9 protein-coding genes and 1 tRNA gene are annotated in these 10,524 nt (G+C 61.6%); all 10 read left to right on the top strand.

Translation table 11 applies throughout. The features are described 5' to 3' along the window. The 10 genes from nuoL (at position 1) to EHW12_RS13275 (ending at position 10,455) form a co-directional block, all read left to right on the top strand. The gene (nuoL, locus tag EHW12_RS13320) at positions 1-1,893 is read left to right on the top strand and encodes an NADH-quinone oxidoreductase subunit L (RefSeq protein ID WP_007735142.1); all 1,893 of its coding nucleotides are present in this window, start codon (positions 1-3) and stop codon (positions 1,891-1,893) included. After that, positions 1,887-3,491 carry an NADH-quinone oxidoreductase subunit M gene (locus EHW12_RS13315; protein ID WP_125050972.1) on the top strand — a complete coding sequence of 535 codons (1,605 nt, stop codon included), beginning with the start codon at positions 1,887-1,889 and terminating at the stop codon, positions 3,489-3,491. The genes nuoL and EHW12_RS13315 overlap by 7 nt, the downstream gene beginning before the upstream one ends. Then, positions 3,488-5,083, top strand: coding sequence for an NADH-quinone oxidoreductase subunit NuoN (gene nuoN / locus EHW12_RS13310; RefSeq protein ID WP_064112780.1), 1,596 nt, complete (start codon positions 3,488-3,490; stop codon positions 5,081-5,083). The genes EHW12_RS13315 and nuoN overlap by 4 nt, the downstream gene beginning before the upstream one ends. A gap of 4 nt (positions 5,084-5,087) precedes the next feature. Beyond that, complete coding sequence (locus EHW12_RS13305) at positions 5,088-5,771, top strand: lysoplasmalogenase (protein WP_007735138.1); 684 nt, start codon at positions 5,088-5,090, stop codon at positions 5,769-5,771. Between the two features lie 30 nt (positions 5,772-5,801). Further along, positions 5,802-6,386 (top strand): sigma-70 family RNA polymerase sigma factor, encoded by a 585-nt coding sequence (locus tag EHW12_RS13300; protein WP_064112779.1) that lies wholly within the window; start codon positions 5,802-5,804, stop codon positions 6,384-6,386. Next, positions 6,383-7,099 carry a hypothetical protein gene (locus tag EHW12_RS13295; RefSeq protein ID WP_064112778.1) on the top strand — a complete coding sequence of 239 codons (717 nt, stop codon included), beginning with the start codon at positions 6,383-6,385 and terminating at the stop codon, positions 7,097-7,099. Before EHW12_RS13300 ends, EHW12_RS13295 begins: the two co-directional genes overlap by 4 nt. Before the next feature lie 20 nt (positions 7,100-7,119). Then, the gene (locus EHW12_RS13290) at positions 7,120-7,746 is read left to right on the top strand and encodes a class I SAM-dependent methyltransferase (RefSeq protein WP_003942244.1); all 627 of its coding nucleotides are present in this window, start codon (positions 7,120-7,122) and stop codon (positions 7,744-7,746) included. Between the two features lie 104 nt (positions 7,747-7,850). Further along, positions 7,851-7,921 (top strand) — tRNA-Cys (locus EHW12_RS13285). A 120-nt stretch (positions 7,922-8,041) separates the two neighbouring features. Further along, the gene (locus tag EHW12_RS13280; protein WP_064112777.1) at positions 8,042-8,833 is read left to right on the top strand and encodes an ABC transporter ATP-binding protein; all 792 of its coding nucleotides are present in this window, start codon (positions 8,042-8,044) and stop codon (positions 8,831-8,833) included. Next, positions 8,830-10,455, top strand: a complete 1,626-nt coding sequence (locus tag EHW12_RS13275; RefSeq protein ID WP_125050970.1) for an ABC transporter permease — start codon at positions 8,830-8,832, stop codon at positions 10,453-10,455. Before EHW12_RS13280 ends, EHW12_RS13275 begins: the two co-directional genes overlap by 4 nt. The last annotated feature ends 69 nt before the right edge of the window (positions 10,456-10,524 follow it).

Here is a 10,524-nt window from a genome sequence, read left to right as displayed (position 1 = left end):
ATGTCAGGAGGAATCACGTCCGCCATCTGGTTGCTCCCCGCCCTGCCCCTGTGCGGCGCCGCTGTCCTGTTGCTGGCGGGTCGTCGCACGAACACGTGGGGCCACCTGTTCGCCTGCGTCATGGCACTCGCGTCGTTTGTCGTCGCAGTGGTGTCTTTCATCGCCATGCTCGGCCGCGACACCGCCGACCGCACCGTCACCGAGCACCTGTTCAGTTGGGTCCCGGTCGACAGTCTTCAGGTCGAGTTCGGACTGCAGCTTGATCAACTGTCGATGTGTTTCGTCCTGCTCATCACCGGTGTAGGTTCGCTGATCCACATCTACTCGGTCGGCTACATGGCGCACGACCCCGAGCGTCGGAAGTTCTTCGCCTACCTCAATCTCTTCCTCGCTGCGATGCTGCTCCTCGTGCTCGCCGACAACTTCCTCGGGCTCTACGTCGGCTGGGAAGGCGTCGGTTTGGCGTCGTACCTCCTGATCGGCTTCTGGCAGCACAAGCCGTCGGCGGCGACCGCTGCCAAGAAGGCTTTTGTCGTCAATCGGGTGGGCGACATCGGATTGATGATCGCGATGATGTTGATGTTCACCACGTTCGGCTCGCTCTCGTTCAGCAGCGTCTTCGCCGACGCGTCTGGTGCAAGCGAAGGTGTCCTGACGGCGATCGGCCTGATGCTCCTCCTCGCTGCATGCGCGAAGTCCGCGCAGGTGCCACTGCAGTCGTGGCTCGGCGACGCGATGGAGGGCCCCACCCCCGTCTCGGCTCTGATTCACGCGGCCACGATGGTCACGGCCGGCGTCTATCTGATCGTGCGCTCCAATCCGATCTTCGATCTCGCACCCGACGCTCAACTCGTGGTTGTCATCGTCGGTGCCGTGACGCTCCTGTTCGGTGCGATCATCGGCTGCGCGAAGGACGACATCAAGAAAGCGCTCGCCGCATCGACCATGAGTCAGATCGGATACATGGTCCTGGCGGCGGGCCTCGGACCAGCTGGATACGCCTTCGCAATCCTTCATCTGATCACCCACGGATTCTTCAAGGCAGGCCTGTTCCTCGGCGCGGGTTCGGTGATGCACGCGATGAACGACGAAACCGACATGCGGCGCTACGGCGGGCTCCGAGCGTTCATGCCACTGACTTTTGTCACGTTCGGGCTCGGATACCTTGCCATCATCGGTGTTCCGCCGTTTGCCGGGTTCTTCTCCAAGGACAAGATCATCGAGGTTGCGATCGGCGAGGGCGGCATCAAGGGTGTTGTGCTGGGCATCGTCACGCTGTTGGGTGCGGCGCTCACTGCCTTCTACATGAGCCGCGTGATGCTGATGACCTTCTTCGGGAAGGCCCGCTGGGAGAACCAGAAACCTCACGAATCTCCGGCGGTGATGACGTCTCCGATGATCATCCTGGCGGTGGGGTCCGTCGGCGCCGGGATGCTCCTGACCATCGGGTCCAGCTTGCAGAACTGGCTCGAACCGGTTGTCGGCTCACATCACGTCGAACCGCCGATACCCGCATGGTCGATCACCGCGCTGGCGCTGCTCGCGGTCGCCGCCGGCGTCGCGATTGCGTATCGCGAGTACGCCACCCGGGAGATTCCACTTGTGGCACCTACTCCGGTTTCACCGTTGACCGTTGCGGCTCGCCGCGATCTGTACGGTGACGCCTTCAACGAGACGGTGTTCATGAAGCCCGGACAACAACTCACCAAGTCGTTGGAAGTGTTCGACACCAAGGGAATAGGCGGCGTCGTGGGCAGCTTTGCGGTGGTCGTCACCGGGCTGTCCGCGCTCACGCGGAAGCTACAGACCGGGTTTGTTCGCTCGTACGCGCTGGTGATGTTTGTCGGAGCAACACTCGTGGTCGCGACAATGATGGCGGTGACACTGTGGTGATCGAAGCGGCGGTGAGCGACTCTGTGACCAATACCGGCTTCCCCGCGCTGACGGTGCTCTGGTTGCTTCCGCTCATCGGAGCGGGTGTTGTCCTCGCTCTGCCGGCACGGTCGTACCAATTTGCGAAGTATCTCGCATTGGCTGTGTCCGTGGCAGTCCTGGTGGTCGCCGCCGTTCTCGGAGTTGCGTTCGACCGCGGCGGCGAACAATTTCAATTTGTCGAAAGCCACAGCTGGATACCGGCTTTCGGCACCAGCTACACACTCGGACTCGACGGGATCGCACTCGTTCTGGTTCTTCTCACCGCAGTGCTGGTGCCATTACTACTGATCGCGGGCTGGAACGACGTCCCGGCAGACCCGGCATCACCCAAGAGAATGCCGCACACCTATTTCGCGCTGATCCTTGTTATCGAGTCCATGGTGATGATTTCGTTCAGCGCCTTGGACATTCTCTTGTTCTACATTTTCTTCGAGGCAATGCTGATACCGATGTATTTCCTCATCGGCGGGTTCGGCGGAGTGGGCAGATCTCGCGCAGCCGTGAAGTTTCTGCTCTACAACCTCCTCGGCGGCCTGGTCATGCTCGCTGCAGTCATCGGCCTGTATGTGGTCACCACGCGCGACGAGAGTCCCTTCGCCAGCGGCACTTTCGACTTCCGGGCGATCGCCTCAGCGGCAAACAGCGGTGAACTCGGTGTTGGACCCGGGGTGCTCAACGCCTTGTTCCTCGGATTTATGTTCGCGTTCGCGGTGAAAGCACCGCTCTGGCCGCTGCACAGTTGGTTGCCGGACTCCGCGGTGGAATCGACTCCGTCGACAGCAGTGTTGATGATGGCGGTCGTGGACAAGGTGGGCACGTTCGCGATGATTCGCTACTGCCTGCAACTGTTCCCGGAGTCGTCGTCGACCTTTGCACCGTGGATCATCACGCTCGCCGTTATCGGGATCGTCTACGGCGCAATACTGGCGATCGCGCAAACAGACGTCATGAGACTGATCGCCTACACGTCGATTTCGCACTTCGGCTTCATCATTCTCGGAATCTTCGCGATGACCAGCCAGAGCCAGGCGGGTTCCGCGCTGTACATGGTCAATCACGGAGTCTCCACTGCGGCTCTGTTCTTGATTGCGGGATTCCTCGTCTCGCAGCGAGGTACTCGATCGATCGCGGCGTACGGCGGCGTCCAGAAAGTTGCACCCGTACTTGCCGGCACATTCCTCGTTGCGGGGTTGGCAACGCTGTCGCTGCCGGGTCTCGCGCCGTTCGTCAGTGAGTTCCTGGTGCTGATCGGGACGTACTCGCGATACCACGTGGCCGCTATCGCGGCGACTGCCGCGCTTGTCCTGTCCGCGATCTACATACTCTGGCTCTACCAGCGCATGATGGGCGGACCTGTGAAGGAAGAGCAGGGAACGATCCGCGACCTCGCTCGACGCGAACTCGTGGTGGTCGCCCCTCTGATCGCACTCCTGTTGCTTCTCGGCATCTACCCCAAGCCTGCCTTGGACGTCATCACTCCTGCAGTGAGCCATACGGTCGTCGACGAGGCTCCGACCCCGCTCGTCGCCGACCACGAAGGAGGTGCCCACAAATGAGTTCCTTCAACGACGTGACCATCCTCGGCTCAGCCGGCACGGCGTCACCCAGTGTCGAATACAGCTTGCTCTCGCCAATGTTGATCGTGTTCGGTGTTGCGGTTGTGGGCGTACTCATCGAGGCATTTGCACCCCGGCGTTTTCGATACCCCGTGCAACTCGTCCTCGGTGTCGCAGGCTTGGCGGCCGCATTCGTGGCAGTGCTTCTGCTCGCCGGCACGCGGTCGACGGCGATGATGGGTTCTGTAGCGGTCGACGGTCCGACCCTTTTCCTGCAGGCCACGATCCTTCTCGTGTCGATCCCCGCAGTACTGCTGATCGCCGAGCGAGGCTCGGGCAACACCGCCGAGGTGATCGCGCAACACGACGCGCTCGGCGGTTTCACCCCTCAAGCGTCGAGCGTCCCCGGAAGTGTTGCGGAACAAGAAGCGGTCAAGGTCGGTATCGCCCAGACCGAGGTCTTTCCGCTCACCCTCTTCGCTGTCGGCGGCATGCTCCTCTTTCCCGCGTCCAACGATCTGCTGACGATGTTCGTTGCGCTCGAAGTGTTCTCACTGCCTCTGTATCTCCTGTGTGGTCTGGCACGCCGACGTCGCATGCTCTCCCAGGAAGCTGCGCTCAAGTACTTTCTGCTCGGGGCATTTTCGTCGGCGTTCTTCGTTTTCGGAATCGCATTGCTGTACGGCTATGCCGGGACGGTCACGCTCTCCGGTATCGCCGACGCAGCTCACAGCGGGTCGGGTACCGATGCCTTCCTGTGGCTCGGGACAGCACTCGTGGCCGTGGGATTACTGTTCAAAGTCGGTGCCGTGCCGTTCCATTCGTGGATTCCCGATGTCTATCAAGGGGCGCCGACGCCGATCACCAGTTTCATGGCTACTGCGACCAAGATCGCCGCATTCGGTGCCATCCTTCGTGTCTTCTATGTGGCTCTGCCCAACGAGTACGTGAACTGGCGTCCACTGATGTGGGCGGTCGCGGTTCTCACGATGGTTGTCGGATCGATCGTCGCTGTGACGCAAACCGATATGAAGCGGATGCTCGCGTATTCGGCCATCGCGCACACCGGATTCATTCTGACCGCTGTGGTTGCGGATTCGGATGCCGGCCTGGCCTCGGCGATGTTCTACCTTCTGGCCTACGGATTCAGCACCGTGGGCGCGTTCGCCGTCGTGAGTCTGGTTCGGGACGCAGACGGTGAGGTCGCGACGCTCTCGCGCTGGGCCGGATTGGGCCGGCGCTCACCGCTGGTCGGAGTTGTGTTTGCACTGTTCCTGTTGGCTTTCGCCGGGATCCCGTTGACCAGTGGGTTCATCGGAAAGTTCGCGGTGTTCAGCGCGGCAGCCGAGGGCGGGGCCGCACCTCTCGTGATCGTCGGCGTCCTGTGCAGCGCGATCGCCGCGTACTTCTACGTGCGAGTGATCGTGTTGATGTTCTTCACCGAATCGGCCGCAGACGCTCCGACCGTCGTGGTACCGAGTGCACTGACCAGCAGTGTGATCGGCCTCGGCGCCGGTGTCACGCTCATCCTCGGCATACTCCCCCAGCCGGCGCTCGACCTCGCCGAGCGTGCAGCGGACTTCCTACACTGAGCCGATGCGTGAATCTGACCTCGACCCCGGGCTGCCGAGCATCATCCGGGCCCCATGGTTCGTCGTGTTTTCAGCGGTAGCGATTGTCCATCTGATCCTCAATGCCGCTGATGCTGCGCCCTGGGACGGGATCACCAAGGTCATGCTCGCTCCGATTCTGGCTGCCTGGGTTGTCGCCCGACGCGGACCTCGAATTGTTGCTGCTGCGCTGATTGCCTGTGCTTTCGGAGATTTGTTCCTGATCTGGGAGACCACGTTTGTCATCGGGATGGCAGCCTTCGCGATCGGTCACCTCTGCTTCATCCGATTCTTTCTCTCACACGGCGCGCTTCGGGAGATACGAAGGCGGCCATGGTTTCTGTGCGCTTACACCGTCGCTGGGATCGCTCTTGTGTCGTACACCTGGACCGGTCTCGAACCTGAACTTCGAATTGCCGTCCCCGTGTACGCCGCAATCCTGGTGGGAACCGCATCAACCGCACTGACGTACAACTCGATCACCGGTATCGGCGGCGCGCTGTTCCTCACCTCTGACGCCCTCATCCTGCTCGGCCAGGCGAACAAGTGGCAGCCCGCCGCTGCGGGCATCTGGATCATGACGCTGTACATCCTCGCTCTGTTGCTTCTGACAGTGGGAGTTCTCGGCCGGAGTAACACGCCAAACCGTCCATTAGCTCAGAGGCTGTAAGGATCAGCAACCAGCCGGACATCTCTTCATATAACCCCGAAATCCGAGGAACGACCGCCGCCGAGCGGCGAAGAGCGGTTCACCGCCCTGTGGGACGCCTACGCCGGTCGGGTGTTCGCGTATACCTGTCGCCACGTTGATCATCACAGCGCGCAGGAGGTTGTCTCCGAGACGTTCCTCGTTGCCTGGCGACGCTTGGACGAAGTGCCCGAGCAGGCACTGCCATGGCTGTTGGTGGTGGCTCGAAACACCGTGAACAATAACCGTCGCAGCGTTCGGCGCCTTGACGCGCTCACCGAGAAGATGGGACGCATCGAGCAGATTGCGGCATCGACGCCGGGCGCCGACGTCACTGTCACCGAACGCACGGAACTGCTCGAAGCACTGGCAACACTCACCGTCACCGAACGTGAAGCCCTGTTCCTAACTGACTGGGACGGGTTGACCGCCACCGAAGCCGCGCGGGTCGCTGGGTGTTCGGTTCCGGCCATGCATGTTCGTCTCTTTCGCGCTCGGCGTCGATTGCGCGCCGGGTTGACTTCAGAATCCGTCACCGTAATCCCGATGAACACCGCCCGACCTTGCGCTGCCGCCGAACACGGGAGTACCCCATGAGCAAAGATCTGCTGACCACGCTCGAGAAGCTGCGGCCGAGCGATACGGTTTCCGCCGAACTCTGGCCCGAGAACGTCCAAGATGCCGTACGCACCCGAATCATGGCTACCGAAAACAACATTGGGGCAACCAAGGCTCCACGCCGTCGCGTCGGTGCCATCGTTCTCGTCGCGGCGATCTGCGCAGCAGTGGTGGTGGGCTGCGCCGCTGCCACGGGGATGATGCCGAAAGCGTTCACCGACATGTACTCGGGTTGGCAGACGATGCCGGGAACCAACGGCGGAATAGATCCGTCCACCGCCGAGCGGGTCGGGTCCATTCCCGGACCTGACGGAACCTTGTTCAGCGTCTTTGTCGCCCACGGCGCCAATGGCTGGAGGTGCGTCGCCCCGGTTTTCGAGGCGTCAGCCGACATCGACAAGGTTGGTCCGTCGAAATTCATCGGCCTCGGACACGGCTGCAGATCAATTGACTTGTACGGCGCAGATTCATTCGGGGGCGGCGCCGGGTACGAGGCCGGTCCGCACGCGGCGACCTACGACGCAGGGGCGGGAGGTGCTGTCCGAGCCGAACTTCACACCGCAGACGGCCAGATCTATCCGACAATTCTTGCCGAAGACCGCTTCTACGGATGGATTCCCCTGTCGCTCACGTCCCCTCGTCCAACCCTCGTCGGATATGCCGCAGACGGGACGGTCGTCGGCACCCGGTGAGCTGTCGGTACCCTCGAAAGATGACTGCACACGCCCCGAACGAGCGCATCCCCAGCCAGTGGGAAGAGATCACTGCAGCCGACTCGACGCATTCCACACGATATGTCGAGCGTTTCCGTTCAATGAGAGCGGACGGCAAGGACATTGTCGGGGAAGCACGTTTGATCGACGCGATGCTCGGACGCGGTGGCCGGGTTCTCGATGCAGGGTGCGGGCCTGGCCGACTCGGCGGTTATCTGCACGACGTCGGGCATGTGGTTGTCGGAGTCGATGTCGACCCGGTTCTCATCGCTGCCGCAGAAGAAGACCACCCCGGACCGACGTGGCTTGTCGGCGATCTCGCCGAACTCGATCTGCCGGCCCGCGGTGTCGAGGCAGATTTCGACGTCATCGTGTCGGCAGGCAACGTGGTGGCGTTTCTCGCGCCGTCCACCAGGCAAGCAGTATTGTCAGGATTTGCTCGTCATCTCGCTCCGAGCGGCCGAGTGGTCATCGGATTCGGTGCCGGCCGTGGCTACGAGTTCCCCGAGTTTCTCGCCGACGCGACCGCGAGTGGCCTCGAGGCTGATCTGCTGCTCTCCACGTGGGATCTTCGCCCGTTCAAGGAGGATTCCGAATTCCTGGTCGCGGTGTTCTCCCGCGCCTGACCCGGCACTTCCCCCGCAGTCCCTGCGATCCGTCACACGGCGATCAACTCACCCTGATCACAATGGTGGCGACTGTTGTTCACTACGAACATAATTGGATCAATGCGGGTGTGGCCGAGCGGCAAGGCAGCGGTCTGCAAAACCGTCCACGCAGGTTCGACTCCTGCCATCCGCTCCCCTTGCGAACCAGCGACTCATGTCGCAACCCCCACCTAGGAATGACATTCGGTGCACGCAGCCTGCATCGCTCCGCTCCGTCTCCGCGCACATGGCTCCGGACAGTTACCCTCGATCGATGCACCCTCTCCCCGAGACAGGACAGTTACCTCCCGGACCGATGGCTTTGCAAGTGGAACACCTCTGCATGGCGTTCGGTGCGAAAGTTGCTGTGAACGACCTTTCTCTTGCGGTGCCCTCAGGTTCGTTGTTCGGTCTGGTTGGCCCGAATGGTGCGGGAAAAACGACCACATTGTCGATGGCTGTCGGATTGCTTCGCCCGCACTACGGTCGCAGCCTGGTGTACGGCTACGACGTGTGGAACGACCCTGTGGCAGCGAAGAGTCTGCTCGGCGTTCTACCCGACGGTTTGGCGCTACCCGCGCAGTTCACCGGTCATGAACTACTCACCTATTTCGGGCGACTGCGCTGTATGCCAGAGGACGTCATCGCGTCACGACGCGACGAACTGTTGGCCGCGCTCGATCTCGCCGATGCAGGTGGAACGGTCATCGCCGATTATTCAGCGGGCATGACGAAGAAAATCGGGTTGGCCTCGGCCTTGTTGCACGGCCCTCGCTTACTGGTACTGGATGAGCCGTTCGAAGCTGTCGACCCCATTTCTTCGGCCGGAATTCGGAGCATTCTGCTCTCGTTCGTCCACTCAGGTGGCTCGGTCATTCTTTCCAGTCACGTGATGGCCCTTGTCGAACAACTGTGTACTCACATCGGAGTCATCGCAGACGGTCGCGTCGTGGCTTCAGGAACGGTCGACGAGGTGCGCGCAGGCAACACTCTCGACGAGGCATTCGTTCGCCTGGTCGGTATCCGCAGTCCCAGTCCCGACGGACTGTCATGGATGCGCGCATGACCACCACCAGCTTTTCACCGACACACTGGAACCCGTCGGTCTCTGTGTGGCGCACTGTTCTCCGCATGCGCATGACCCTCTACAAACGTCAGTTCACCGGTGGAAGAGCTGTCATCAAGGTCATTGCAGCGTTGTTCGGGGTTCTGGGGGCAGCGCTACTGTGCCTACGAGCTTCGGGAACAAACGGCGTTTCTCCCGATCTCGTCAGCGGCACAACCAGTCTCGCACTTTCGGCTATCGGCGTGACGTGGATCTTGATGCCGATCATGTCTGGTCTGTCAGATGACAATCTTCACCCCAGACATTTCCAACTACTCCCCCTGGAACCCGTCCGACTCGCCAGAGCACTGTTCTCGACGTCGCTGGTCGGTATGACCGTGCCGATTACCGCGTTGGCTGCCGCAGCGATTCCAATTTATGCCGCTACACACCACCCTGCCGCACTGCCATTGGCCATTATCGCTTGGCCCGCAACGGTCCTGCTCATTGTCGGCACCTCACGGGTCGCGATGCTGGCGATGCCGCAGCTCCTGCGGAGTCGTCGCAGCCGCGAACTGGGACTGTTGGCATTCGGCACGTTCTTCGGCGGACTGTATCTGCTGCAATTTCCGCTGCAGAGTCGCCTCGGCACGGTCGTGGACGGCGACGTCACGTGGCCGCTCACGATCGCGCATTCGATCCCGTTCGCGTGGGGAATCACCAGTGTCGACGCAGCAGCAGGAGGCGCCTGGCTCCTCGCCGCCGGAGCAGTCCTCGCCCTGGTGCTGGTCGATCTCGCACTGCTGTGGTCATGGCAACGCCTGGTCGTTCGCTACTTCAACGGGAAGGTCGCAGAATCAGCGGGCGCCACTTCCGTGCAATTGAAGAACCAGGGCCGCGACATTCGAACCGGTTGGCGCGCATCCCGACTGGGCACCGTCATCTCTCGCGAGCTTTCGCTCTGGCACGGAGACATGCGCCGACGAACACAACTGCTCTCCGTTGCCATCATGACCTTGGTCTCCGGCTTCGGACCGCTGATCTCGTCATCGATCCCCTTCTCCGCCGCATGGGGTGCCTGGTTCCTGATCTACCTGGCAATGGCAGCCGGATCGAATCTGTACGGATTCGACGGCGCATCGATCTGGCATCTGGTGATGATCCCCGAAGCCGCTGCCGCTGACGTCCGGGGCCGACAAATCGCGTGGGCAATCGTGATGACACCCTTCGTGGTCGTCGCAACAGCTGCTGTACGGATCTTCGGGGACCTCGGGACCGACCGACTGGCCGTGCCGATCGCCGTCGGCATTTCGATGATGGGAGTCGGTGCAGGATTGGTAGTGGCGATATCCGCCAAAGCGCCCTACCCGGTTCCGGAGATGAAGAAGACGTTCTCCTTCAACACCCGCGGGTCCTTCAACGGCTCGTCCTTCGGACTGATCATCCTCGCCATCGTCATCTTCGCCGCGACAACGGCGCCCGGCGTTCTACTCGGGGCGCTGCTACCGAACCCGGTGAACTATTTCGCCATCCCTGTCGCTGTTGCGATTGGTGCACTTGGTGCTTGGATCGGGGGCCGCGTCGCGATCACCCGTATGCAACGCGAGCCGGATCGGATTCTGTTCGCGGTTACCACCACATGATCGTTGCCCAGATAGTCCGAGAATTTCTGGGCGTCAGCGCAGTAGCCGCAACTTGCACCAAAAAACTCA

This window comes from Rhodococcus sp. NJ-530 (assembly GCF_003860625.1).
In the GTDB taxonomy this organism is placed as follows: Bacteria; Actinomycetota; Actinomycetes; order Mycobacteriales; family Mycobacteriaceae; genus Rhodococcus_F; species Rhodococcus_F qingshengii.
The sequence above is the reverse complement of the archived record's forward strand: the minus strand, read 5'-3'. Positions and strand labels throughout refer to the sequence as shown.

Bases quoted from the DNA above. Each gene is read 5' to 3' on its own strand.
- nuoN (WP_064112780.1), top strand. From the start codon at position 3,488: ATGAGTTCCTTCAACGACGTGACCATCCTCGGCTCAGCCGGCACGGCG.
- EHW12_RS13280 (WP_064112777.1), top strand. From the start codon at position 8,042: ATGCACCCTCTCCCCGAGACAGGACAGTTACCTCCCGGACCGATGGCT.
- EHW12_RS13295 (WP_064112778.1), top strand. From the start codon at position 6,383: ATGAGCAAAGATCTGCTGACCACGCTCGAGAAGCTGCGGCCGAGCGAT.
- EHW12_RS13290 (WP_003942244.1), top strand. From the start codon at position 7,120: ATGACTGCACACGCCCCGAACGAGCGCATCCCCAGCCAGTGGGAAGAG.
- nuoL (WP_007735142.1), top strand. From the start codon at position 1: ATGTCAGGAGGAATCACGTCCGCCATCTGGTTGCTCCCCGCCCTGCCC.
- EHW12_RS13305 (WP_007735138.1), top strand. From the start codon at position 5,088: ATGCGTGAATCTGACCTCGACCCCGGGCTGCCGAGCATCATCCGGGCC.
- EHW12_RS13275 (WP_125050970.1), top strand. From the start codon at position 8,830: ATGACCACCACCAGCTTTTCACCGACACACTGGAACCCGTCGGTCTCT.